At 61.5% G+C, this 22346-nt stretch carries 28 protein-coding genes and 1 other annotated feature; of the genes, 25 read left to right on the top strand and 3 right to left on the bottom strand.

Translation table 11 applies throughout. The features are described from left to right. The first annotated feature begins 48 nt into the window (after positions 1-48). From NUH19_RS09290 to manA, 8 genes are all read left to right on the top strand, one after another. Positions 49-756, top strand: a complete 708-nt coding sequence (locus tag NUH19_RS09290; RefSeq protein ID WP_262316278.1) for a histidine phosphatase family protein — start codon at positions 49-51, stop codon at positions 754-756. A gap of 213 nt (positions 757-969) precedes the next feature. Beyond that, a complete protein-coding gene (locus NUH19_RS09285) occupies positions 970-1617 on the top strand; it encodes a TetR/AcrR family transcriptional regulator (protein ID WP_262316277.1) in 648 nt (215 codons plus the stop codon). Next, positions 1610-3340, top strand: coding sequence for an ABC transporter ATP-binding protein (locus tag NUH19_RS09280; protein WP_262316276.1), 1731 nt, complete (start codon positions 1610-1612; stop codon positions 3338-3340). Before NUH19_RS09285 ends, NUH19_RS09280 begins: the two co-directional genes overlap by 8 nt. Beyond that, positions 3340-5217 (top strand): ABC transporter ATP-binding protein, encoded by a 1878-nt coding sequence (locus tag NUH19_RS09275; RefSeq protein WP_262316275.1) that lies wholly within the window; start codon positions 3340-3342, stop codon positions 5215-5217. Before NUH19_RS09280 ends, NUH19_RS09275 begins: the two co-directional genes overlap by 1 nt. A 123-nt stretch (positions 5218-5340) precedes the next feature. Beyond that, positions 5341-6162, top strand: a complete 822-nt coding sequence (locus tag NUH19_RS09270) for a class I SAM-dependent methyltransferase (protein ID WP_262316274.1) — start codon at positions 5341-5343, stop codon at positions 6160-6162. Positions 6163-6226: 64 nt separating this feature from the next. Next, positions 6227-7075, top strand: a complete 849-nt coding sequence (locus NUH19_RS09265) for a VOC family protein (RefSeq protein WP_262316273.1) — start codon at positions 6227-6229, stop codon at positions 7073-7075. Positions 7076-7101: 26 nt separating this feature from the next. Further along, positions 7102-8082: a serine hydrolase domain-containing protein gene (locus tag NUH19_RS09260; RefSeq protein WP_262316272.1), complete on the top strand. Its 981-nt coding sequence runs from the start codon at positions 7102-7104 to the stop codon at positions 8080-8082. A gap of 28 nt (positions 8083-8110) precedes the next feature. Beyond that, the gene (manA, locus tag NUH19_RS09255; RefSeq protein ID WP_262316271.1) at positions 8111-9130 is read left to right on the top strand and encodes a mannose-6-phosphate isomerase, class I; all 1020 of its coding nucleotides are present in this window, start codon (positions 8111-8113) and stop codon (positions 9128-9130) included. A 61-nt stretch (positions 9131-9191) separates the two neighbouring features. Here manA and NUH19_RS09250 read toward each other — a convergent pair whose 3' ends face one another. Further along, positions 9192-9314 carry a hypothetical protein gene (locus NUH19_RS09250; protein ID WP_262316270.1) on the bottom strand — a complete coding sequence of 41 codons (123 nt, stop codon included), beginning with the start codon at positions 9312-9314 and terminating at the stop codon, positions 9192-9194. A gap of 226 nt (positions 9315-9540) precedes the next feature. On the opposite strand from NUH19_RS09250, the gene NUH19_RS09245 reads away from it, so the two are divergent. After that, on the top strand, positions 9541-9774 hold the full coding sequence (locus tag NUH19_RS09245) for a cytochrome b5 domain-containing protein (protein ID WP_262316269.1): 234 nt from the start codon (positions 9541-9543) through the stop codon (positions 9772-9774). A 93-nt stretch (positions 9775-9867) separates the two neighbouring features. Here the strand turns inward: NUH19_RS09245 and NUH19_RS09240 are convergent, their stop codons facing one another. Continuing rightward, positions 9868-10101, bottom strand: a complete 234-nt coding sequence (locus NUH19_RS09240) for a hypothetical protein (RefSeq protein WP_262316268.1) — start codon at positions 10099-10101, stop codon at positions 9868-9870. Between the two features lie 157 nt (positions 10102-10258). Further along, positions 10259-10328 (top strand) — a sequence feature (ribosomal protein L21 leader region). A gap of 28 nt (positions 10329-10356) precedes the next feature. On the opposite strand from NUH19_RS09240, the gene rplU reads away from it, so the two are divergent. The 14 genes from rplU to recN all read left to right on the top strand — a co-directional run bounded on the left by rplU (position 10357) and on the right by recN (position 20621). Continuing rightward, positions 10357-10668, top strand: coding sequence for a 50S ribosomal protein L21 (rplU, locus tag NUH19_RS09235; protein WP_262316267.1), 312 nt, complete (start codon positions 10357-10359; stop codon positions 10666-10668). Between the two features lie 14 nt (positions 10669-10682). After that, a complete protein-coding gene (locus tag NUH19_RS09230; RefSeq protein ID WP_262316266.1) occupies positions 10683-11024 on the top strand; it encodes a ribosomal-processing cysteine protease Prp in 342 nt (113 codons plus the stop codon). Between the two features lie 32 nt (positions 11025-11056). Next, positions 11057-11347, top strand: a complete 291-nt coding sequence (gene rpmA, locus NUH19_RS09225) for a 50S ribosomal protein L27 (protein ID WP_225047541.1) — start codon at positions 11057-11059, stop codon at positions 11345-11347. 82 nt (positions 11348-11429) lie between these two features. Then, on the top strand, positions 11430-12500 hold the full coding sequence (locus NUH19_RS09220; RefSeq protein WP_262316324.1) for a M24 family metallopeptidase: 1071 nt from the start codon (positions 11430-11432) through the stop codon (positions 12498-12500). A gap of 151 nt (positions 12501-12651) precedes the next feature. Further along, positions 12652-13209 carry an elongation factor P gene (gene efp / locus NUH19_RS09215; protein ID WP_262316265.1) on the top strand — a complete coding sequence of 186 codons (558 nt, stop codon included), beginning with the start codon at positions 12652-12654 and terminating at the stop codon, positions 13207-13209. Between the two features lie 31 nt (positions 13210-13240). Beyond that, a complete protein-coding gene (locus tag NUH19_RS09210; protein ID WP_262316264.1) occupies positions 13241-13675 on the top strand; it encodes an Asp23/Gls24 family envelope stress response protein in 435 nt (144 codons plus the stop codon). Next, on the top strand, positions 13676-14083 hold the full coding sequence (nusB, locus tag NUH19_RS09205; RefSeq protein ID WP_262316263.1) for a transcription antitermination factor NusB: 408 nt from the start codon (positions 13676-13678) through the stop codon (positions 14081-14083). 208 nt (positions 14084-14291) lie between these two features. Then, positions 14292-15143 (top strand): bifunctional methylenetetrahydrofolate dehydrogenase/methenyltetrahydrofolate cyclohydrolase FolD, encoded by an 852-nt coding sequence (gene folD / locus NUH19_RS09200; RefSeq protein WP_262316262.1) that lies wholly within the window; start codon positions 14292-14294, stop codon positions 15141-15143. Continuing rightward, a complete protein-coding gene (xseA, locus tag NUH19_RS09195) occupies positions 15136-16494 on the top strand; it encodes an exodeoxyribonuclease VII large subunit (protein ID WP_262316261.1) in 1359 nt (452 codons plus the stop codon). The genes folD and xseA overlap by 8 nt, the downstream gene beginning before the upstream one ends. Next, positions 16487-16711 (top strand): exodeoxyribonuclease VII small subunit, encoded by a 225-nt coding sequence (locus NUH19_RS09190; RefSeq protein ID WP_262316260.1) that lies wholly within the window; start codon positions 16487-16489, stop codon positions 16709-16711. Before xseA ends, NUH19_RS09190 begins: the two co-directional genes overlap by 8 nt. After that, complete coding sequence (locus NUH19_RS09185) at positions 16704-17561, top strand: polyprenyl synthetase family protein (protein WP_262316259.1); 858 nt, start codon at positions 16704-16706, stop codon at positions 17559-17561. Before NUH19_RS09190 ends, NUH19_RS09185 begins: the two co-directional genes overlap by 8 nt. A gap of 7 nt (positions 17562-17568) precedes the next feature. After that, entirely contained in the window at positions 17569-18390 is an 822-nt protein-coding gene (locus tag NUH19_RS09180; protein WP_262316258.1) for a TlyA family RNA methyltransferase, read from the top strand. Between the two features lie 76 nt (positions 18391-18466). Further along, entirely contained in the window at positions 18467-18919 is a 453-nt protein-coding gene (locus NUH19_RS09175; protein ID WP_262316257.1) for an arginine repressor, read from the top strand. 1 nt (position 18920) lies between these two features. After that, positions 18921-20621, top strand: a complete 1701-nt coding sequence (gene recN, locus NUH19_RS09170) for a DNA repair protein RecN (RefSeq protein ID WP_262316256.1) — start codon at positions 18921-18923, stop codon at positions 20619-20621. 335 nt (positions 20622-20956) lie between these two features. Here recN and NUH19_RS09165 read toward each other — a convergent pair whose 3' ends face one another. Then, positions 20957-21256, bottom strand: coding sequence for a hypothetical protein (locus tag NUH19_RS09165; RefSeq protein ID WP_262316255.1), 300 nt, complete (start codon positions 21254-21256; stop codon positions 20957-20959). A 171-nt stretch (positions 21257-21427) separates the two neighbouring features. On the opposite strand from NUH19_RS09165, the gene gmk reads away from it, so the two are divergent. Both gmk and rpoZ read left to right on the top strand, forming a co-directional pair. Continuing rightward, positions 21428-22036, top strand: a complete 609-nt coding sequence (gene gmk / locus NUH19_RS09160) for a guanylate kinase (protein ID WP_225047529.1) — start codon at positions 21428-21430, stop codon at positions 22034-22036. A gap of 28 nt (positions 22037-22064) precedes the next feature. After that, positions 22065-22310: a DNA-directed RNA polymerase subunit omega gene (gene rpoZ / locus NUH19_RS09155; RefSeq protein ID WP_262316254.1), complete on the top strand. Its 246-nt coding sequence runs from the start codon at positions 22065-22067 to the stop codon at positions 22308-22310. Positions 22311-22346 lie beyond the last annotated feature (36 nt).

Here is a 22346-nt window from a genome sequence, read left to right as displayed (position 1 = left end):
CAATATGGTACCATGAAAGCACATGAAAGTACAGGAGGGCGATGCGCAATGACGGTACATCTTTACTTAGTCAGGCACGGCGAGACGCCGATGAACAAGGCCCAGCGGCTGCAAGGCTTCACCGACGCGCCGCTGACGGCCAAGGGGCTGGGCCAGGCGGCGCGGCTCGGTGAGCTGCTGGCGCCGGTGGCCTTCACGGCGGCTTACAGCTCCGACCGGCGGCGGGCGGTGGCCACTGCCAAGCAGATTCTCGCCCAGCACCCAGACGCGCCGGCGCTGACGCAGGTGGCGGGGCTGCGCGAGTACTACTTCGGCGGCCTTGAAGGCACCTCCAATTGGGGGCTGATGATGGGGTCGCTGCGGCGTTACGGCGTGGCGACCATGGCCCAGGTCTGGACCGGCGCCGAGCGCTTCCCGCGCCTGATTCGCAATTTCCAGCGCATGGATCCGACCGGCCAGGCGGAAAGCCTGCCGGCGTTGTGCGAGCGCGTCCATGCCGCGGTGGCGGGCATCGTGGCGGCGAGTGTCGATGGCGCCAACGTGCTAATCGTCGCCCATGGGGTGGTGCTCAGCGCGTTGGTGTACCAGCTGGCACCGCAGAAGCTGCCGGCCACACTGCTCAAAAACACCAGCGTGACGCGCATCGATGCTGCGGGGGCCGACTGGCGGGTGCTGGGTGTCAACCTGACGGCCAAGCGCAGCCTGCTGCAGTTGGCCGGGCAGCAGCCGACTGCGGCCAATTCACGTGAGTCCTGAGGGGCATCCGCCTGGCGGATGCTTTTTGCTTGCGCTGGGGACCTGAAATTGTGAATAATTTGTGAATCCGGCGTTGGTCGGTTGTCATCGGGCGTCAAGCGTGTATAATGACATCTTGTCACATGACAGCGTGTCGTATACTGCGACCCTGTCGGCCCCGCGCCTGCGGGACCACCACGATGGCGCGTCACACGCGCTGGAAAGGAGAGCGCCATGCCAAAGCCAACATTTTTCCGCCTGGCCGAAGAGAAGCGGATGCGCCTGGTCAAGGCCGCCTACGCCGAGTTCGCCCGGGCGCCGTTTGCCGACGCCAGCATCTCAAACATCATTAAGGATGCCGGCATTCCCCGCGGCAGCTTCTATCAGTACTTCGAGGACAAGGGCGACGTCTTTTTCTACCTCTTGGAGCGTATGCGCCAAAACACCGAGGACATGATCCGCCAGACGGTAATCGACCAGCACGGCGACTTCTTCGCCGCGATGGCGGAGATGTTCGACCGCATGATCGACACCATCGTTCAGGGGCCACACGCCGATTTTTACGCCAACGTCTTCATGTACATGGACTTTCACTCGGTGTCCAAGCTAACGCCGGGGCCCAAGAAGAAACCCCACGGCCAGCTCACGCAGTTTCTGGTCGACAACATCGACCGAACGCCGCTGCGGGTTCACTCCGATGACGATCTGCGGATGCTGATTCGGCAGGTGATGGGGCTGTTCATGCAGACCATCGGCCATTACTACAACCACCGCGCGGCAGGAGAGGTCCTGCCAATCAACGAAGTTAAGGCCCGGCTGGCCCAGCTGCTCAACTGGATTCAGTACGGCGTCGTCGCACCAAAGGAGGCAACGAATGTTTAAACTAGCAAAGGGTCGCGCGTCGGCCTGGGCGATCACCGGCGCCGTCTTGTTCATGATTGTGCAGGTCATCGCGAGCCTTTACCTGCCGAACCTGACGGCGGATATCGTCAACAAGGGCGTTGCCCTCGGGGATACCGACTACATCTGGCATGCCGGCTTCAAGATGATCGGCTGCGCCATCATCTCCGTCGTCGCCAGTGTCTGCAACGTGTTTTTGGCTGCTCGGGTCTCCCAAAAGCTCGGTCAGCGCATCCGTGCGGACATCTACCGCAAGGTGATCAACTTCTCGCACGACGAGATGGATCAGGTCGGCACCAGTTCGTTGATCACCCGCACCACCAACGACGTCACCCAGATTCAAAACGTGTGGGTGATGATCCTGCGCATGATGATCATGGCGCCGATCATGCTGATCGGGGCAAGTTTTCTGGCCTACCAGAAGAACCACACGCTGACCATGATCTTTTTGATTGTGATTCCAATCATGATGATTTTCATCGGCATCATGATGGTCTTCGCCGTGCCGCTGTTTCGGAAGATGCAGGACAAAACCGATAAGATCAACCTGGTCTTCCGCGAAGGGCTGACCGGGGTCCGGGTGATCCGGGCCTTCCGCCAAGACGACTTCGAGCAAAACCGCTTCGACGTCGCCAACAAGGACTACACCGATAACGCCGTCAAGGTCTTCTCGATTATGGCGCTGGCGATGCCGGTGATGACCTTGATCATGTCCGGGACCAACATCGGCATCGACTGGTGGGGCGGCCACTTAATCGCCCAACAGGCCCTTGAAACCGGGAACCTGATCGCCTTTATCACCTACGCGATGCAGATTCTGATGAGCTTCATGATGCTGTCCATGATCTTGATGTTCATTCCTCGCGCCCAGGCTTCGGCCACCCGCATCAACGAGGTGCTGGATCTGACCACCACCATCAAGGCGCCAGCCACGCCGACGCCGCTGGACGAAAGCCACGCCAGCCTGCAATTCGATCACGTTGACTTTCGTTACCACGGTGCCGAGGAGCCGGCGCTTGCCGGCATCGACTTTAACATGCAGCCGGGCCAGACGCTGGCCATTATCGGCGGCACCGGCTCCGGTAAGTCGACGTTGGTCAACCTGATTCCGCGTTTTTACGACGTTGAAAAAGGCGCGGTCAAGCTCGACGGCACCGACGTTCGCGAGCTCGACCTCAAGGTGTTGCACGGCGCGGTCGCCTTCGTGCCGCAAAAGGCCAACCTGTTCACCGGGACCGTGCGTGACAACCTGAAGTACGGCAACGAAGACGCGACGGATGACGAGCTGTGGCACGCGCTTGAGATTGCGCAGGCAAAGGACTTCATCGAAGAGAATCCGGAAGGCCTGGACTACCACGTTGAGCAAGGCGGCGGTAACTTCTCCGGCGGCCAAAAACAGCGCCTGGCGATTGCCCGGGCCCTGGTCAAAGACGCCAGCGTCTACGTGTTCGACGATTCCTTCTCGGCCTTGGACTTCAAGACCGATGCCTTGTTGCGCCAGGCGCTGAAGGACGACGAGAAGATTTCCAACCGCGTCGTCGTGATCGTCGGCCAGCGCGTCTCCACGGTCGCCGATGCCGACACCATCGTGGTGCTGGACGACGGCAAGATGGTCGGGCGCGGCAGCCACGCCGAGCTGAAGGCCACCAACACCACGTACCAGGAAATCATCAAGTCGCAGATTCGAGAGGGGGATGAAGACTAATGGCAGAATCCAAACAGCCACAGCAGCGGATGGGTGGCGGCCACGGGCCGGGACCGCGCATGGGCCTGGTGGAAAAGCCCAAGAACTTCTGGGGCACCACCATGCGCCTGTTGGGCTACATGAAATCGCGCCTGGTCGGCATCGTCTTGGTGCTGCTTTTAGCCATCGCCGCGACGATCTTTCAGATTCGCACCCCCAAGGTGTTGGGTCAGGTCACGACCGAGATTTTCAAGGGCTACATGAAAGGGGTCGCACAGCAAAAGGCTGGCATCCAGATGGCCGAGTTCCCGATCGATTTTGACAAGATCAAGGGCATCATCATCACGGTCATCTTCATGTACCTGGCGTCTGCGGTGTTCTCCTTCCTGCAGCAGTACATCATGACGCGCATCTCCCAACGCACCGTTTACGACCTGCGCCGCGAGCTCAAGTACAAGATGAAAACCGTGCCGATCAACTACTACGACACCCATTCCAACGGGGACGTGATGTCGCGAGCGGTCAACGACATGGATAACATCGCCTCGACGCTTCAGCAGAGCCTGACGCAGATGGTCACCAGTGCCGTCACCCTCATCGGGACGCTGTGGATGATGATCTCGATTTCGGGCAAAATGACCCTGATCGCCTTGGTCACCATCCCGCTGTCCTTGGTCGTGGTCGGCATCGTCGCGCCGAAGTCTCAGAAGTTCTTTGCCAGCCAGCAAAAGGCGCTGGGCTTGTTGAACAACCAGGTCGAGGAGAATTACGCCGGTCAGGTAATCGTCAAGTCCTTCAACCGCGAAGAGACGGTCATGCAAAACTTCGAGGTGGAAAACCAGAAGTTCTACAACGCGGCCTGGAAGGCGCAGTTCGTCTCCGGCATCATCATGCCGCTGATGACCTTCATCAACAACATCAGCTACGTGTTCGTCGCCATCTTCGGCGGCCTGGCCGTGTCCAACGGCACGGTCAGCCTGGGGGACGTGCAGGCCTTCCTGCAGTACACCCAGCAGTTCTCCCAGCCAATCTCGCAGCTGGCCAACCTGGCCAACACCATTCAAAGCACCATCGCCTCGGCGGAACGGGTCTTTGAAGTGCTGGACGAACCAGATATGACCGACGAGCCATCCGGCATGCCGGCCGTCCCAGACGACCACAACAAGCTGACCATGGACCACGTCAAGTTCGGCTACGACGGCTCACCACTTTTGATGACCGACTACAACCTTGAGGTCAAACCGGGCCAGATGATCGCCATCGTCGGCCCAACCGGTGCCGGCAAGACCACCGTGATCAACATGCTCGAGCGCTTCTACGACGTCAAGGGCGGGGCGATTCGCCTCGATGGCGTGGACACCCGCGACATGTCGCGCGAGGATTTGCGCAGCCACTTTGCGATGGTGCTGCAAGACACCTGGCTGTTCACCGGTAGCATCTGGGACAACCTGAAGTACGGCCGCGAGGATGCCTCCGATGAGCAGATTCTTGAAGCCGCCAAGGCCGCCCATGTGGACAACTTTGTTCGCCAGCTGCCGAAGGGCTACGACACCATCTTGAACGAATCGGCCTCTAACATTTCGCAGGGCCAGCGTCAGCTGTTGACCATTGCCCGGGCCTTCGTCGCCGATCCCGAGATTCTGATTCTCGACGAGGCGACAAGCTCCGTCGACACCCGCACCGAGGTTCACATTCAGCACGCGATGAGTCGCCTGCTGAAGGACCGCACCAGCTTCGTCGTCGCCCATCGCCTGAGCACGATTCGCGACGCGGATAACATCATCGTGATGAACCACGGCTCGATTGTCGAAACCGGCAACCACGATCAGCTGATGGCGCAAAACGGTTTTTACGCCGATCTGTACAACAGCCAGTTCTCCGGCAACGTCGCCATCTAGTCACCATCACCCTCGCAGCTTCGACTGCGGGGGCTTTTGGTGTCTGGCCCGGCGATTAGGCCAGGCGGCGCGGTGGTGGTAGACTGGACGGGTGCGGCCAGGCCGTGCCAAGGAGGATGACTAATGAACGTTACTGATATTGTGGCCGCGATGGGCCTTGCTGCAGACGATGCGATTCAGACGGTGCAGACCCGCTACCGGGTCAGCCTGGTCGAGCACTGGGGCATCCGTCCCGGAGCCCGGGTGCTTGAGGTCGGTTGCGGCCAAGGGGACATGACCGCGGCCCTGGCCGCCGCGGTCGGACCGACCGGCTTGGTTGCGGCCTACGACATCGCTGCGCCCACTTACGGGGCCCCGGTGACCATCGGCGAGGCCCAGGCCAGGCTTGCGGCCGGGCCGCTGGGCAAGCAGGTCCAGGCGCATTTGGCGACCGATGTGCTGCAGGCGGACTTTGCGCCACGCAGCTTCGACGTGCTGGTCATCGCCCATGCAACCTGGTATTTTCCAAGCGTTCAGTCGCTCCTCCACTTGATTGCGCAACTGGCGCCGGCGGTTGACACCATCGCCATCGCCGACTGGTCGCTTGCCGTGCGAGACGCGCGGCAGGTCGCCCACCTGCTTGCGGCCTGGATCCAGGCCGCCTGTGCGGAGACGCTGCCTGATGGGGAAGCCAACATTCGCACCCTGATCACGCCGGCCGAGCTCACCCCGCCGCTTGAGGCGCTGGGCTTTGAGACCACCACGGCGACTTTGCCGACGCCGGGGATGCAAGACGGCCAGTGGGAGGTTTCGGCCACCCCGACGCTTGTCGCGCAGCTGCCCCAGGACACACCTGTGCAGCGCCAGGTAGCGCCGTTGGTCGCGGCCCTGGCCGCGCAGGCGAAGATCGGCACCCAGGCGCTTGACGCCTTTGCCATCACCGCCACGCGCCGCCAGGCAGATTAATCGCTTTTTGCCGGGCCTGCCCTTATGCTTAGGGGTGGGGGAACGGTAAAAAGAGGTGGCGAAGATGCAACGCTTCACATTGGACCGGTGGACCCGCATCGGCTTTGTTGGCCTGCGGGTGCATGACATGACGCAGATGGTTGCGTGGTACCAGCGAACGCTTGGGCTGACTTTGCTGCGCCAGGACGCGCATCAGGCGCTGTTGGGCACCGGGCGGCGCCACGTGCTGGCGATGATTGAAGGCGGCGGTCGGCTGTTGAAGTCGCCGCCCGGTGGCCTGGCGGGGTTTGGGCTCAACATGCCCGACCAGCAGTCACTTTTGGCGGTGGCAGCGAGGCTGAAGGCTCAAGGCATCGCCTTGAGCTGGTGGGAAACCGGCTTTGCGCTGGGCTTTTCGTTCGCGGATCCCGAGCAAAACCAACTGCGCATCGCCTACGACCCCGGGTTGAGCGGATCCATCACCCGCACCTACGATTTTGCGGCGGGAACGACGCTGCCGGCCCAGGCGCCGCCGCTGCCCACAGGCGCCTGGGCCGGGTTGCCGGATCGCGTCTCCTTGGCTCAGATTGTGGTGCGAACCCAGCAGGTCGCAGACACCGTGACCTACCTGGCCGACATCCTCGGCTTTGTGGTGCAGCAGCAGGCAGAAGACCACGCCTTTTTGACCGTCGGTGACGCCGCCAGCCACATCAGCATGGCGGTGGTGTTGGCCAAACGGGCCCGCCCGCGCCAGCCCAACCACGCCGGCGGCCGCTACGTCAACCTGGTCGTCTCCAGCGCCGCGGCCTTGGCCGCGCTTGAGGCCAACGTGCGGGGCCACCACTGGCCGGTCAAGGCCGTGGTGCCGGCGCAGTACCTGATGGTGACCGGGCCCAACCGACTTACGCTGTGGTTTTCTGTCGGCGGCGTTTAATATTTTGGTGAGTGAGAAGTGATGACATGGGACCATTGACGAATCTTGCAAATAAGCTTTCCGGCTGCACCCCTGGATGGTCTGCGGCCTACCTGCACGACGGCGTCAGCGAGCTGCGGGTGAGCGGGCAGCGCCAGCTGTGGCCGCACCCGGCGCCGCTGCATTCCGGCAGTCTCTACGACCTGGCGTCATTGACCAAGGTGGTGGGGACCACGACGCTGTTCTTACAAGCGCTGGCGGCCGGTTCGGTGAGCCTGGATCAGCCGCTGAACACGCTGCTGCCGGAGTTTGGCGCCCAGACGACGTTTCGCCAGGCGCTGACGCACACCTCGGGGCTTGAGGGCTACATTCCTCACCGCGACGAGCTGGCAGCCACGGCCTTGCGCCAAGCGCTTTTGACGCAGCTGACGGTGACGGCCGAGTGTGACACTCAGGTGGTGTACCGTGACGTCAACCTGCTGTTGGTCGGCTGGGCGCTTGAAAAGCTGTACCTGGCGCCGATTCAGACACTGATCACGCGGCGCGTCCTCAAGCCGCTGGGACTTGACTCGGCGACCTTCACCCCGGCGGCTTCGCGGTGCGTGCCGACCAGCTATTCACCGGCGACGGGGCTGCGCCAAGGGGTGGTGCATGACCCCAAAAGCGCGATTTTGGGCTGTCACAGCGGGGCGGCCGGGCTGTTTGCCAGCCTCGAGGACCTGATGCGCTTTAGCGAGTTCGCGTTCGGCGTTCGCCTTTCCGCGGCGTGGCCGGCGCCGTTCGGTCGGCTGGTGGCCGATTACACCAAGGCGGGGCTTGGGCGTAGCCTGGGGTGGGACCTGCGGATCGATGCGGCCAAGCGCCTGTGGCTGTACCACACTGGTTACACCGGCACCTTTTGGCTGCTACAGCCCAGGCTGCACCGGGCCTTGATTGTGTTGAGCAACCGGGTTCACCCGCAGCCCAATGTCAACTTCTTGGCGCGGCGGGACGAATTCGTTGCCGAGTTCCTGAAAGCGCAACATTGAGGCGGCCGTTATGTTAGAATGAAAGCGGATGAAAAGTCTAAAAACACGCATTTGCCTTCAAGGAGGAAGTATTTTGACTGAACCTATTTTTCTCGAACCTGTCTTTCACCACAAGATCTGGGGCGGCCGCAAACTCGAAACCGACTTCGGCTACCACCTGCCGGAAGGTAAAATCGGTGAGCTGTGGGCCATCTCGGCTCATCCCAACGGGCCGGATGTCATCGCCAACGGGCCGCTGAAGGGCACCACGCTGGACATTGCGTGGCGGGATCACCAGGAATACTTCGGCCACCAAAAGAGCAAGGTCTTTCCGTTGTTGACCAAGATTCTGGACGCCAACGACAGCCTGTCCGTCCAGGTTCACCCGGATGATGCCTACGCCGCCGCCCACGAGCGGCCTGGCGAGCTTGGCAAGACCGAGTGCTGGTACGTCATCTCCGCCGAGCCCGGTTCGTACCTGATTTACGGCCACCACGCCAAAACCCGCCAGCAGCTCGCCGACATGATTCACCAAGGCGACTGGGAGCACCTGCTGCGTAAGGTTCCGGTTAAAACCGGCGACTTCGTGTACGTGCCAAGTGGGACCATCCACGCGCTGAACAAGGGCATCATGGTGCTTGAGACCCAGCAAAGCTCCGACACGACCTACCGCCTGTACGATTACGACCGCACCGATGCGCAAGGCAACAAGCGTGAGTTGCACTTGGCGCAAAGCATCGACACCACCACGGTGCCGAGCGTCGACCCGAAGCTTGACATCACGACGGCCAAGGTAGACGATGCGACCATCACGACCTTCGTGACCGCGCCGATTTCCAAGTTCTTCTCGGTTTACAAGATCGACCTGAACGGTAAGCTGAGCCAGACGCCAACGGTGCCTTACACCTTGGTGTCCGTGCTCGATGGTGCCGGCAGCATCGAGGCGGATGGCCAGTCCTACCCGCTGAAGAAGGGCGTTCACTTCATCATCCCTAACCAGATCAAGTCCTGGACCTTCAGCGGCAAGATGATGCTGATCACCTCGACGCCTGGGGCAGAAGAAGCCTAACTCATGAACGAGCAAAAACCCCCGGATCGCGATGATCCGGGGGTTTTTGTGGCACAAGGCATCAATTGTTCAGTTGTGCGACCGCCTGCTCGATGGTTCGGCCGGTCCCAGTGTGCTTTTGATCACTGAGGTCGATCGCGATGAAGAGTTGGTTGGACGTGTCTAATTGAATCTTGTATTTCATGTATATTACCTCCATTCTTAGGGTACATGAATGGCCTTGAAACAATGTGATTATTCTACTTGTTATTAATAAGTTAGTCAAGCGTTATTGACTAAATAAGTCGAATTCAGCCCTGCGACCGAGGCGGGTTCGGCCCTCAGGCGGGTGAGTGAATTCCTAGACAACAGGCGGCCAAACGGCTATGATTAGGTTGTTGACAACTTTGTTTTAGGAAGGAGAACTGACGATGACAGAGACATTCACAAAGGAGACGCTGGCTAAGTACAACGGGGTGGATGACCCCAAGAAGTACGTGGCCATCGATGGCGTCGTGTACGACCTGACCAACGTGCCGGCTTGGGCTGGTGAGAACCACCACGGTAACCACGCCGGCCAGGACTTGAGCGCGGTGATCGCACACGCCCCACACGGCAAGTCGGTGTTGGCCAAGTTGCCAGTGGTCGGCAAGTACGTCGGCTAAAAAAACGCGCTGACAGCGTCAGCGCGTGGTATACTGAAGGTCCTTGGCAGGGGCAAGGCGGCGGTGCTTGACGCCGCCTTTTTTCCTCTCGGGTCACTGGCGCCGCAGGAAGACGCGCAGCGCGGTGAGGCCGCCGACAAGCGCGGCCAGCCACACCGCCAAGCCGATGGTCATGGGCCGGCCGGTCAACTTGGCCGAAGCCGTGAGCACGACTGCGGCGACAAGCCCTGCCACCACGTAGCGCCACGGGGCGTGGAGCTTGGCCATCGCCATCACCGTCAGGCCGCCGGTCAGCACAAATATAAGCAGAACTATCAAGCCAGTCATTCGATTTCCCGCCTTCATCTTATCTGCAAGCCAGTATAGCGCAATGCGACAGGTGACGACAACCGCCAATGCCAGGCGGGGGTCACCGGCGCCGCCGCACATTTTGCTTGCGTCGGCCAGGGGTCTTTGGTACAATCGATACGTTGTATTTGTCACCCCTCAACTGCAACCGCGCAACGCCGGGTTTCAAAGCTTAGCACCCGGCTTGGCGAGTCCTCAGGGGAAAAAGCCTACGGGCAACAGGAGGTGCACAAGATGTACGCAATTATCAAAACTGGCGGCAAGCAGTACAAGGCCGCGGTCGGCGAAGCACTTTACGTCGAGAAGCTCGATGTTGAAGAAGGCGCAACGGTGACCTTCGACCAGGTCATCCTGGTCGCAGGTGAAGGCGATGCCAAGATCGGCACGCCTACCATCGACGGTGCGACGGTCACTGGTAAGGTTGAGAAGCAAGGGCGCGAAAAGAAGGTTGTTACCTACAAGTACAAGCCTAAGAAGCACAGCCACCAGAAGAAGGGCCACCGTCAGCCTTACACGAAGGTCGTCATCGACGCAATCAACGCCTAATAGGAGTTGAGCCTATGATTCGCGCAACGTTTTTTCGCACCGCGGCCGGCACGTTCCAGCAGTTCACGCTGCAAGGACACGCCGACGCCGGTGATTACGGGCATGACATCGTTTGCGCCGCGGTTTCGGCCGTGGCCATCGGTGCCGCCAACAGCATCGAGGTGATGGCCGGGTTCGACCCGGTCACGGCCGTCGACGCGGTCAACGGGGGTCACTTGACGGTGACCGTTCCCGCGGTCCTCAAGGGTGAAAGCGCCCATGTGACGCAGATCCTGCTTGAGAGCTTGCTGTTGACCCTGACCCAGATTGAAGAGACTAATCCCGATCATATTCGCGTGAAGACGCACAACAGTTAAACCTAATTCAACATTCGGAGGTGTACAGACTTATGTTAAAGATGGACTTACAATTCTTCTCCCACCATAAGGGGGGCGGCTCCACTTCTAACGGCCGTAACTCTGCCGGTCGTCGTCTTGGTGCCAAGCGTGCCGATGGCCAGTTCGTTTTGGCCGGGAACATCTTGTACCGTCAGCGCGGTACGAAGATCCACCCAGGGACCAACGTTGGTCGCGGCGGCGATGACACGCTGTTTGCAACCACGGACGGCATCGTGAAATTCGAGCGTCTGGGTCGCGATCGCAAGCAAGTATCCGTTTATCCAGTCGAAAAAGCTGAATAACACGAAAATGCCCCGGTCACGGGGCGTTTTTTTTTGCCGAGGTGGCACGGTGAGTGAGAAAGGAATGGATAACATGACGACTCTGACACGTCTGGAACGGCTGCAACACAAACTGGCGGAACACGATTTGGATGCGGTGCTGGTCACCAATGCGACCAATGTCTCGTACCTGACGGGCTTCACCGGCGACGAAAGCGCCTTGCTGGTCAGCCGATCGCACAGCTACCTGATCACGGACTCGCGCTTCACCACTCAGGTGCAAGCCGAGGTCCACAACAGCGAGCTGGTGTTGCACCAGGCCGGGTTGTTCGCCAAGACCGGCGAGCTGGCGGTTCAAGACGGCCTGCAGCGCGTGGGCTTTGAGGGTGAAATCCTGGTTTACGAGGACTTCAAGCGGCTGCCGGCCCCGACGACCTGGGTGGCGACCCACAATTTCGTGGCGACGCTGCGCGAGGTCAAGGACGACTCGGAGCTGGCCTTGATCCAAAAGGCGATTGAAATCGCCGAGGCCGGCTACCAGCACGTGCTGGCAACGATTCAGCCGGGCGTGACCGAGGCCGCAGTCGCCTTGGACCTGGACTTTTTCATGCGCAAGCTGGGCGCGTCCGGGACCTCCTTTGAAACCATCGTCGCCAGTGGGGCCCGGTCGGCCATGCCGCATGGCGCCGCCACCGCTAAGGTGATTGAAGCAGGCGATGTGGTGACGCTGGATTGGGGCTGTGTTTACCAGGGCTACGTCTCAGACATCACCCGCACCTTTGCCGTCGGTGAGCCGGATCCGCGCATCAAGACCATTTACAAGGTGGTGTACGCGGCCAACCGCGGCGTCGCCGAACTGATGGCCCCGGGCGTCACTGGGCGCGAGATCAACGACTTCGCCCATGGCTTCATCGACCGCGCCGGCTACGGTCAGTACTTCGGCCACGGCACCGGTCACGGCATCGGCCTTTCGATTCACGAAGGACCCGGTGCCTGGGGTGTGTACAACGCGGTGCCACAGGTGGCCGGTAACGTCGAAACCGACGAGCCGGGCATTTACCTGCCTGGGGTTGGTGGGGTCCGGATTGAAGACGACCTGCTGATTACGCAAGACGGGGCCCGGGTGCTGACCACGCCGGCGCCGCCAGAAATTCTAGTCGTGAAGGTGAAGTAGTGCAAAAAACGCGAGGCGGTCCAGCGCTGAGTCCAAAGCTCGGCGTCAGTGAACGGGGACACCCATTATCGTGAGCCGGCCGGCGGTTGCGCCGGTTCGACAGTCTTGATATAGTAAAGTGGAGTTTACAAACGATAATGGAGGAACCATAATGATTTCTGTCAATGATTTTAAAAACGGCTTGACCATCGAAGTGGACGGCGGTCTCTGGCGGATCGTCGAATTCCAGCACGTGAAGCCGGGGAAGGGTTCCGCGTTCGTGCGGTCGACCTTGAAGAACCTGCGGACCGGTGCGGTGCAGGAAAAGACCTTCCGTTCCACCGAAAAAGTGGAGAAGGCCCAGATCAATACCAAAACCATGCAGTACTTGTACGCAGATGGCGACAACTATGTCTTCATGGACATGGAGACCTACGAGCAGCTGTCTTTGCCGGGCGAGGAAATCCAAGAGGAGCTCAAGTACCTCAAGGAGAACATGGAGGTCAAGGTGATCATGCACGACCAGGAGACCCTGGGCGTTGAAGTGCCGAACACCGTCGATCTGACCGTCACGGCCACCGAACCCGGCGTTCGCGGCAACACCAGCAGCGGCGGCAGCAAGCCTGCGACGATGGAAACCGGCCTGGTGGTTCAGGTGCCGTTTTTCATCAACGAAGGCGATGTGCTGACCATCAACACGCAGGACGGCACCTACATTTCCCGCGCCTAGCTGCGTCGACCACAATTGAGGAGGATGCCTAATGGCTGAAGAAACAAATATCATACTTGCGAACCGCACGGATGCTCAGGGAACAATCGAGATTGTTCCGGAAGTTTTGGAGGTCATTTTGGGCATCGCCGCAGTCGGCGTCGATGGCGTGTACCAGATGCGCGGTAGCCTGACTAGCTCGATCAACGAGTGGTTCGGCCGCGCCAACCACGGCAAGGGCGTTGCCCTGACCGTGGACGGGACGCAGCTGACCGCCGACGTCTACGTCTACTTGGACTACGGGGTTTCCGTGCCCAAGGTGGCGCTTGACATGCAGCAGACGCTGCGCGAGCAGCTTTTGTACATGACGGATCTGACGCTGGCCGCGGTGAACGTGCATGTGGTCGGAGTGGTGCCCGAAAAGGCCGCTCCGGTCGACCCCGAGAACTTATTTGCAGACGACGAAGAAACCGAGGATGACGATTAGATGCTAGGCAGACATGAATCACGGGAGGCGGCGTTTCAGGCGCTGTTCGCACTTGCGGGCAACCCGGACGCCGACCGCCAGGCGGTGTACGCCGATGTGCTGGACGAAGACGAGACCGCATCCGCGTACATGATTGCGCTGATTGACGGGGTTTTGGCCCATTCCGCCGAACTAGACGCTGCCATCACCGGCAAGCTCAAGAAGGGCTGGACGCTCAGCCGCCTGACCAAGCCGGATCTGATTGTGCTGCGGCTGGGTCTGTACGAGTTGCAGTACGAGCCGGAGCTGCCGGCCAAGGTTGCCGTCAACGAGGCTATCGAGCTGGCCAAGAAGTACAGCGACGAGTCGGCCGCGCGTTTCGTGAACGGTATTTTGGGGCATTTTGTGTCCAAGCCGGCCGAGGCGTGAGCCAATAGTGTGACAGCAACGGGCCGTGTTTTCTCACGGTCCGTTGCTGTATGCGCTCGGCATTCTTAACGCCGGGTGAGAGTCTCTTGAGGATTGCGGGCTGAGGCTGGACGTCTTGACAGGCATCTTGTATGATGACACCACGACCTGCACTGGGCAGGTCGCGGCCCGAGTTGGGCCCAGCAGCCGCACCCGATGGAGGAGAACAATGACTACAATCTTAGATGGAAAAAAAACCGCCAACGCCTTGATGTCCGAGCTCAGCGCCACGGTTCAGTCGATGATTGCCCGTGGGGTGACGCCGGGGCTTGCCGTGGTGTTGGTCGGTGACGATCCGGCCAGCGCCATCTACGTTCGCAATAAGCAGCGCCGCGCCGAGTCGTTGGGCATCCGCTCGGTCAAACACGTGTTGCCGGCCAGCACCACCCAGGCCACGCTGCTTCAGATCATCGCCGAGCTGAACCTTGACCCCGCCATCGATGGCATCTTAGTTCAGCTGCCGCTGCCGGCGCAAATCGACGCCCAGGCGGTGATTGCGGCCATTGCGCCGGACAAGGACGTCGACGGCTTTCACCCGGTCAACATGGGGCGGCTGTGGACCCGCCAACCCGGCGTGGTCGCGTCGACCCCGCTCGGCATCATGGCGCTGCTTAACCACTATGGCATCTCGGTCGCCGGCCAACACGCCGTCATCGTCGGCCGCTCCAACATCGTTGGGCGGCCGCTGGCGGGGCTTTTGCTCAACCAAGACGCCACGGTCACCATCACCCACAGCAAGACGGCGAACCTGTTTGCACTGACGCGCCAGGCCGACTTGTTGGTGGCGGCGCTGGGCCAGGCCGAGTTCATCACGGCCGAGGCGGTCAAGCCTGGTGCCGTGGTGATCGACGTCGGCATGGACCGCAACGATTCCGGCAAGCTGGTCGGCGACGTCGCCTTCGATCAGGTGGCGCCGTTGGCCAGCGCGATCACACCGGTGCCGGGCGGGGTGGGGCCGATGACCATCGCCGCGTTGATGATGCAAACTGTTACCTTAGCCAAGAGGCGATTAAATGAGTGAACCCGAGTACCTCAGCGTCAGCAGCCTCACCACCTACCTGCGGCGCAAGTTTGACCTTGATCCTTACCTGACACGGGTCTTTTTGACCGGCGAGCTGAGCAACTTTCGTCTGCGACCCGGCCACCAGTACTTCTCGCTGAAGGACGACCAGGCCAAAATCAGCGCGGTGATGTTCAAAGGTGCTTTTGCCAAGCTGAAGTTTCGCCCCGAGGAGGGGATGAAGGTTCGCGTGGTCGGCCATGTCACCTTGTACAACGCGTCTGGCCAGTACCAGATTGTGATCGAGAGCATGGAGCCGGATGGCGTTGGGGCCTTGTACCAGGCGCTGGAGCAGCTCAAAACCAAGCTGGCCGCCGAGGGCCTGTTCAGCCGCAACCAGCGGCCGCTGCCGCGCTTTCCGCGGCGGGTCGCGGTGATCACCAGCCCCAGCGGCGCGGTGATCCAAGACATTCGCACGACGGTGGCCCGGCGCTACCCAATCCTGCAGCTGGTGCTGTTTCCGGCGGTGGTTCAGGGCACGGCCGCGGCCGGCGACTTGGTTCGCCAGCTGCGGCGGGTGCGGGAGATGGGCGGCTTTGACGCGTTGATCATCGGCCGTGGCGGCGGGTCAATCGAGGACCTTTGGCCGTTCAACGAGGAGACCGTGGCCCGGGAGTTAGTCGCCATGCCGATGCCGATTGTCAGCTCGGTCGGGCACGAAACCGACACCACCATCGCCGATTTCATCGCCGACCATCGCGCGGCCACCCCGACGGCGGCCGCGGAGCTGGTGACGCCGGTGCCGCTGGTCGACGCCTTGGCGCGGCTCGAAGAGGATCGGCTGCGCATCGTGACGGCGACCAAGGCGCTTTTGAGCGGCCAAGACGCGCGGCTCAAGCGCGTACGCGCCAGCGTCGTGCTGACGCAGCCGGCGCGGCTCTACGATCAGTACGTGCAGCAGGTCGATCAGCTGAGCGGTCGCCTGGTGGCCAGCACCCAGCAGCTCTTGGCCGACCGGCGCCACCGGCTGGCGATGGCCAATGCGCTGCTTGCCCCGCAGGCGCTGACCACCCGGGTGGCGACTGCGGCCCAGCAACTGAGCCAAGACCAGGTCCGGCTGGGCCGTGCGATTCGCGCGGCAGTGGCGACCGACCGGCAGCGGGTTGCCCAGGCCGCAGCGGCGCTGGATCACCTCAGTCCGCTCAAAATTTTGGGTCGCGGTTACAGTTACGCCACGGCCCCCGATGGCACCATGCTCAAGCACCGCCGCGACTTCACGGTGGGGCAAAAGGCCCAGCTTCACTTACAAGACGGGGTCGTGCCGGTGCAGGTGCTTGCACCGCAACAGGGAAAGGAAGACAACAATGGCTGAACCTACTTTTGAAGAGAATCTGACCCGCTTGGAACAGATTGTCGCAAGCCTCGAGCAGGGCCAAGTCCCGCTTGAAGCCGCGATGGATCAGTTCAAGACCGGCGTCAAGCTGAGTCAGCAACTGGAAAAAACGCTCAAGGAGGCCGAGCAAACCGTGACCAAGATGGTCAAGGACGACGGCACCTTGGTTGACTTCGAGCCGGCCGATCATGCTTGAGGCTACGACCTTGGGCTTCAAGGCCCCGCTTGAGGCGGCCCTGGCCGCGGCGCTTGCGCCGATTGCCAACACGCACCTGCAGGCGGCGATGCGCTACTCGGTTGACGCCGGGGGCAAGCGGTTGCGGCCGCTTTTGCTGCTGGCGGTGGTGGATAGCTTCGGTGGTTCGGTGAAGCAGGCCCTGCCGGCCGCGGCTGGGCTAGAGCTGCTGCACACCTACTCCCTGATTCACGACGACCTGCCGGCGATGGACAATGACGACCTGCGCCGCGGCCGACCGACTAGTCACAAGCGCTTCGGCACGGCCATGGCGATTCTGGCCGGCGACGGACTACAGGCGCAGGCCTTCGCCCAGGTTGCTGCGGTGACGGCCGCACCAGGCGTCGTGGTCCAATTGCTCCAGGCGCTGGCCCAGGCGGCCGGTCCCTGCGGCATGGTGGCCGGGCAGGTGATGGACATGGACGGTGAACACCACCGACTCGACCTGGCGGCGCTACGCCGACTGCAGGCGCTCAAAACCGGGGCGCTGATTGAGGCGGCGGTTGCCATGGGCGGCCTGCTCGCCGGGGTCACCACGACCGACACCGCAGCGCTGCGGGCGTTTGCCGCGCATTTCGGGCTGGCCTTTCAGATTCAAGACGACATCAACGACCGCACCAAGACCGCGGCCGAACTGGGCAAGACCCCGAACAAGGACCTGGCCGAGGCCAAGGCGACCTTCCCCAGCCTGCTGGGGCTTGCCGGGGCCCAAGCGGCGCTGGCCCAAGAGGTGGCGGCCGCCCGAGCGGCGCTGGCCGGCCTGAGCCGACCGGTGCCGCAGCTGAGCGCTTTTCTGACTTATTTTGAGTGAGGTAACTGTGAAAAAAGAACGAGTAGATGTGCTGCTGGTCGAGCAGGGGCTGTTCCTGTCGCGCGAGCAGGCCAAGCGAGCCGTCATGGCTGGTGAGGTGTACGATCAAAACAACGAGCGCCTGGACAAGCCCGGCGTCAAAATCGATGGCGAGTCCGTCCTGCACGTCAAGGGCAAGGTGATGCCCTACGTTTCCCGGGGTGGCCTGAAGCTGGCCAAGGCCCTGGACGTGTTTGGCCTCGACTTGAAGGGCCTCACGGTGCTTGACATCGGCGCCTCGACCGGCGGCTTCACCGACGTCGCGCTGCAGGCCGGCGCCAAGTTGAGCTACGCGCTGGATGTCGGCTACAACCAGCTGGCCTGGAAGCTGCGCGAGGATCCGCGCGTTGAGGTGATGGAGCGGGTCAACTTCCGCTACAGCAAGCCGGAAGATTTTACCCACGGCCCCGTCGAGTTTGCGATGACCGACGTGTCCTTCATCTCACTGAAGCTGATTTTGCCGCCGCTGCGGGCGATTCTGCAGCCCGGCGGTCACGCCGTCGCCTTGATCAAGCCGCAGTTTGAGGCCGGACCGGCCAACGTCGGTAAGAAGGGCATCGTACGTGACCCCGCGGTTCACAAGGCGGTGTTGACTATGATTGTCGACTTCGCGCTGGCCGCCGGCTACAACGTCTTGGGGCTGGACTTCTCGCCGATTAAGGGCGGGGAGGGCAACATCGAGTTTCTGATTCACCTGCAAAATGCGCAGGTACCAGGCGTCATGGCGCCTGACGTCAGCGTGACCGACACGCTGGCCCGGGCTTACGCCGAGCTGCGACCCGGCCATTGATGCATATCTATTCATAATACTAGCGCAAATATGCAGAATGCGGTATGCTTTGGGTAACTTCGAAAGCAGGTGCGTTATGCAAAAAAGTGAACGTCAGGCCCACATCAGGCAGTTAGTCGAAACCAGCGTCATCGAGCGCCAAGGCGAGTTCGTCGAAAAGCTCAAGGCGCTGGGCATTCCGGTCACCCAGGCCACCATTTCCCGTGACATCAAGGAGATGCAGCTGGTTAAGGTCCCAGAGGCCAATGGTGCGTACCGCTACGCCTTGCCCAAGGAAATGCAGCTGGCGCCGCTGGACAAGCTCCGCCGCACCATGGTTGGGGCTTATTTGCGTGGCGACGTGCTGGACCGCTTCGTTCACCTGGTGATGACCCCCGGTACGGCGCCGGCGGTCGGCAACTTGATCGATCAGCTGGAGGATCCGCGGGTGTTTGCGACCATCGCCGGCGACGCGGCGATTCTGGTCATCTGCCGCACCGCGGCGGCGGCGCAGGCGCTGTTAGCAGAACTGGACGAAATGGTGGGATAACATGTTACAGGAACTGGTCATCCATGATTTTGCAATCATCGACAAGCTCGAGCTGAGCTTTCAGACCGGCATGACCGCGCTGACCGGGGAAACCGGGGCCGGCAAGTCGATCATCATCGACGCGGTCAGCCTGCTCGCCGGTGGTCGCGGCAGCACCGACTTCGTGAGAACCGGCGCGGCTAAGGCGACGCTGCAGGGGCTGTTCGACGCGACCTCCAACCCACGCACGGCCTCAGTGATGGCCGCGTTCGGCCTGGCGCCGGACGACGGCACCGTGCTGTTGTCGCGCGACCTGTACGCGTCCGGACGCAACCTCTGCCGGGTCAACGGCGAGTTGGTCAACACCGCGACGCTGCGTGCGATTGGCGAGACGCTGGTCGACATTCACGGCCAAAACGAGCACCAGCAGCTGATTCACCCCGAGTCGCACCTCGGGCTCTTGGATCAGTTCGCCGGCGACCCCGTTGCGAGGCTTTTGACCGCCTACAAGGCGGCCTATGCGACCTACCAAAAGGACCGCGCGGCGCTGTCGCGCAAGCAGCAAAACGAGCGGGAGTGGGCCCAGCGCCTGGACATGCTGCGCTTTCAGGTTAACGAAATCACAACGGCGGCGCTTGCGCCCGATGAGGAAAACCAGCTGACCCAGGAGCGTGACCGCCTGGCCAATTACCAGCGCATCGCCGACGCGTTGAACGACGCCTACGCGCTGCTGAGCAACGAGGAGCAAAACCCGCTTGACCAAGTGGCCACGGCGATGACCGACATGCAGGGCATCGCCAAGCTCGACGAAGGGTTTGCGGCGATCAGCCAAAGCATCGAATCGGCCTACTACGCGCTGCAGGACGCGCAAGGCGACCTGTCGCGCCAGCTCGATCAGCTGGAGTGGGACGAGGGCCGGCTGGACGCGGTGGAAAAGCGGCTGGACCTGATTGCGCAGCTTGAGCGCAAGTACGGCGCCACGGTTGAGGCCGTGATCGCATACGGCCAAAAGGCGGCCAAGGAGCTGGCTACCATGGAGGCCACCGAGGCCGACGCCGAGGGGCTGGATCAGCGCGTCGCCGCGGAGCGGGCCGCACTGGTCCAGGCCGCGGCCAAGCTGACGACGGCGCGTCAGGCGGCTGCCAAGCGACTGATTGTGGCCATCCACCAGCAGTTGGCCGCGCTGTACATGGCCAAGACGGTGTTTGAGGTTCACATCGAACCGGCCACGACGCTGCGCGATGATGGGCTGGATCAAGTCGAGTTTTACATTCAGACTAACCCGGGTGAAAGCGCCAAGCCGCTGGCCAAGATCGCCAGCGGCGGCGAGCTGTCGCGCATCATGCTGGCCCTCAAGACGATTTTTGCCGAAACCGACGGCGTCACCAGTATCATCTTCGATGAGGTGGACACCGGCGTCTCCGGCCGCGTCGCCCAGGCGATTGCTAACAAAATCAGCCAGATTGCCACGCACAGCCAGGTGCTGTGCATCAGTCACCTGCCGCAGGTGGCCGCAATGTCCGACCACGAGTACGTGATCCAAAAGGCCGTTCACGGCGGTCGCACCAACACGACGGTCCAAAAGCTCGACCACGCCGCCCGGGTTCAGGAAATCGCCCGGATGCTGGCCGGCGAGTCCGTCACGCACCTGGCCGTTGAACACGCCGAGGAGCTTTTGGCGATGGCGGCCGAAACTAAGGCGACGCTGCGCAAGCAGCGTTGACCTAACCCAAATAGCCCCTGCGTGGCGATTGATGCCACGCAGGGGCTATAAGTTTAGTGTGGGACCGACAAAAGACGCACCAGACCCGCCGGTGGGAATAACCGACCGACGGATTTGGCGCGTTGTGGTCGCGTGGGGGCTTAACGACCTTGGGTGGCTTGGCTGCCAGCCCGGGGCGATGAGCAGCCCCGCAATCACGGCTGGATTGCGTGAGGTGGTGGCGCCTGCCACGGATTGCCAATGAGAACGGGGCCGTCGCGGTGGCTGGCCACCGTCCCGCTCCCACGGTCGGCTTGGCGACTGAGCGGCGGCCGGCCACGCCGAGGCGCGGAGGCTTACACCCGCTTGAGGTAGCGCAGCTGCGCCAGTGGCGCGACCCGCACGACGTTGCTGCGGTAGCCCTGAATCAACAGGCGGTCGCCTCCGAGGTGCCGGGTGACGTGGCCGATCATCGGCTGGTCTTCCCCCTGAAAGTACAAGGCGACCAGGTAGTGGCGAGCCTGGGCCTGCGTGGCAAAGTAGGTCAGCTGGCTGACCGGCATCGCGCTGGCAGGGGTGGCGAGGTCGAAGAACTCCCGGGCGTTGTTGAGCAGGGTGAGGGTAACCGCTTGAAGCCGATGCGCTTTGTTTTCCATTGTGAGGACCTCCGAACGTTTGTTTGTGACCCCATTATACGAACAAACGTTCTAAAAGACAAGCGGTCGCGGCAACTTTTTTTCGGCGGCGGCCGCGCGGGATTGCGGGTTGATATTTGCCCTGAAAACACGCATAATAGTCCTAATACAGTGAATGAAAGAGGTTAGAGCATGCATGAACGGGGAATGCTGATCGTGCTGTCGGGTCCATCCGGGGTCGGCAAGGGGACGGTTCGGCAAGCCATGCTGGAAGGTGACTACCGGGATTTTCAGTACTCGGTCTCAATGACGACGCGCAATATGCGCCCAGGTGAGCAGGACGGAGTGGACTACTACTTCCGCACCAAGGCCCAGTTCGAACAGGAAATCGCGGACGGCCAGATGCTCGAGTACGCGAAGTACGTCGACAATTACTACGGCACGCCACTGAAGTACGTGAACCAGACGCTGGATTCGGGCCGCGACGTGTTGCTCGAGATTGAGGTCAAGGGCGCGATGCAGGTGCGTGAGAAGTGTCCCGACGGTGTGTTCATCTTCCTGACCCCGCCCGACTTGGTCGAGCTCAAGAATCGCCTGACCGGCCGCGGCACCGACTCGGCCGAGGTGATTGAAAAACGCATCACCCAGGCCAGAGAAGAGATTCAGATGATGGCCAACTACGACTACGCGGTGGTCAACGACGAGGTCCCAAAGGCCGTCCAGCGCATCGAACGCATCATCGAAAGCGAACACCTGCGCGTGCCCCGCGTAATCGATCGCTACAAGAACATGGTCAACTAACCCGGCGTTTTTGCCAAAGGAGATAGTCATGATTATTTACCCATCCATCGATAAGTTGCTGGCCAAGGTGCCGTCTCGCTACTCGCTGGCCGTGCTTGCGGCCAAGCGGGCCCACGAGCTCGAGACGCAAGGCAGCATTCGCATGCTGTCTGTCTACCGCTCGAAGAAAACCGTCGGCCAGGCGCTTGAGGAAGTCGCGGCCGGCGATGTGATCATCGATCCGGACTCCAAGCTGTTGGAGCGCGACGCGGAGAAGCTCGACCACGAAGCCTGATAGTCTTGCAACGGTCAATCCGAAGGGGTTGGCCGT

The sequence above is a fragment of the Lacticaseibacillus parakribbianus genome (assembly GCF_025490915.1).
GTDB lineage: Bacteria > Bacillota > Bacilli > Lactobacillales > Lactobacillaceae > Lacticaseibacillus > Lacticaseibacillus parakribbianus.
Note: the sequence above shows the minus strand (reverse complement) of the source record. Positions and strands in the feature narration are given on the sequence as shown.

What these genes read in the sequence shown, in the direction of transcription:
- NUH19_RS09290 (WP_262316278.1), top strand. Translation starts at nt 49, where the DNA reads ATGACGGTACATCTTTACTTAGTCAGGCACGGCGAGACGCCGATGAAC.
- NUH19_RS09230 (WP_262316266.1), top strand. Translation starts at nt 10,683, where the DNA reads ATGATTCGCGCAACGTTTTTTCGCACCGCGGCCGGCACGTTCCAGCAG.
- NUH19_RS09260 (WP_262316272.1), top strand. Translation starts at nt 7,102, where the DNA reads ATGGGACCATTGACGAATCTTGCAAATAAGCTTTCCGGCTGCACCCCT.
- NUH19_RS09275 (WP_262316275.1), top strand. Translation starts at nt 3,340, where the DNA reads ATGGCAGAATCCAAACAGCCACAGCAGCGGATGGGTGGCGGCCACGGG.
- NUH19_RS09165 (WP_262316255.1), bottom strand. Translation starts at nt 21,256, where the DNA reads ATGGAAAACAAAGCGCATCGGCTTCAAGCGGTTACCCTCACCCTGCTC.
- recN (WP_262316256.1), top strand. Translation starts at nt 18,921, where the DNA reads ATGTTACAGGAACTGGTCATCCATGATTTTGCAATCATCGACAAGCTC.
- rpmA (WP_225047541.1), top strand. Translation starts at nt 11,057, where the DNA reads ATGTTAAAGATGGACTTACAATTCTTCTCCCACCATAAGGGGGGCGGC.
- rpoZ (WP_262316254.1), top strand. Translation starts at nt 22,065, where the DNA reads ATGATTATTTACCCATCCATCGATAAGTTGCTGGCCAAGGTGCCGTCT.
- NUH19_RS09265 (WP_262316273.1), top strand. Translation starts at nt 6,227, where the DNA reads ATGCAACGCTTCACATTGGACCGGTGGACCCGCATCGGCTTTGTTGGC.
- NUH19_RS09250 (WP_262316270.1), bottom strand. Translation starts at nt 9,314, where the DNA reads ATGAAATACAAGATTCAATTAGACACGTCCAACCAACTCTTCATCGCG.
- folD (WP_262316262.1), top strand. Translation starts at nt 14,292, where the DNA reads ATGACTACAATCTTAGATGGAAAAAAAACCGCCAACGCCTTGATGTCC.
- NUH19_RS09190 (WP_262316260.1), top strand. Translation starts at nt 16,487, where the DNA reads ATGGCTGAACCTACTTTTGAAGAGAATCTGACCCGCTTGGAACAGATT.
- nusB (WP_262316263.1), top strand. Translation starts at nt 13,676, where the DNA reads ATGCTAGGCAGACATGAATCACGGGAGGCGGCGTTTCAGGCGCTGTTC.
- NUH19_RS09285 (WP_262316277.1), top strand. Translation starts at nt 970, where the DNA reads ATGCCAAAGCCAACATTTTTCCGCCTGGCCGAAGAGAAGCGGATGCGC.
- NUH19_RS09185 (WP_262316259.1), top strand. Translation starts at nt 16,704, where the DNA reads ATGCTTGAGGCTACGACCTTGGGCTTCAAGGCCCCGCTTGAGGCGGCC.
- NUH19_RS09270 (WP_262316274.1), top strand. Translation starts at nt 5,341, where the DNA reads ATGAACGTTACTGATATTGTGGCCGCGATGGGCCTTGCTGCAGACGAT.
- NUH19_RS09240 (WP_262316268.1), bottom strand. Translation starts at nt 10,101, where the DNA reads ATGACTGGCTTGATAGTTCTGCTTATATTTGTGCTGACCGGCGGCCTG.
- NUH19_RS09210 (WP_262316264.1), top strand. Translation starts at nt 13,241, where the DNA reads ATGGCTGAAGAAACAAATATCATACTTGCGAACCGCACGGATGCTCAG.
- NUH19_RS09175 (WP_262316257.1), top strand. Translation starts at nt 18,467, where the DNA reads ATGCAAAAAAGTGAACGTCAGGCCCACATCAGGCAGTTAGTCGAAACC.
- NUH19_RS09245 (WP_262316269.1), top strand. Translation starts at nt 9,541, where the DNA reads ATGACAGAGACATTCACAAAGGAGACGCTGGCTAAGTACAACGGGGTG.
- xseA (WP_262316261.1), top strand. Translation starts at nt 15,136, where the DNA reads ATGAGTGAACCCGAGTACCTCAGCGTCAGCAGCCTCACCACCTACCTG.
- efp (WP_262316265.1), top strand. Translation starts at nt 12,652, where the DNA reads ATGATTTCTGTCAATGATTTTAAAAACGGCTTGACCATCGAAGTGGAC.
- NUH19_RS09280 (WP_262316276.1), top strand. Translation starts at nt 1,610, where the DNA reads ATGTTTAAACTAGCAAAGGGTCGCGCGTCGGCCTGGGCGATCACCGGC.
- manA (WP_262316271.1), top strand. Translation starts at nt 8,111, where the DNA reads ATGAAAAGTCTAAAAACACGCATTTGCCTTCAAGGAGGAAGTATTTTG.
- gmk (WP_225047529.1), top strand. Translation starts at nt 21,428, where the DNA reads ATGCATGAACGGGGAATGCTGATCGTGCTGTCGGGTCCATCCGGGGTC.
- rplU (WP_262316267.1), top strand. Translation starts at nt 10,357, where the DNA reads ATGTACGCAATTATCAAAACTGGCGGCAAGCAGTACAAGGCCGCGGTC.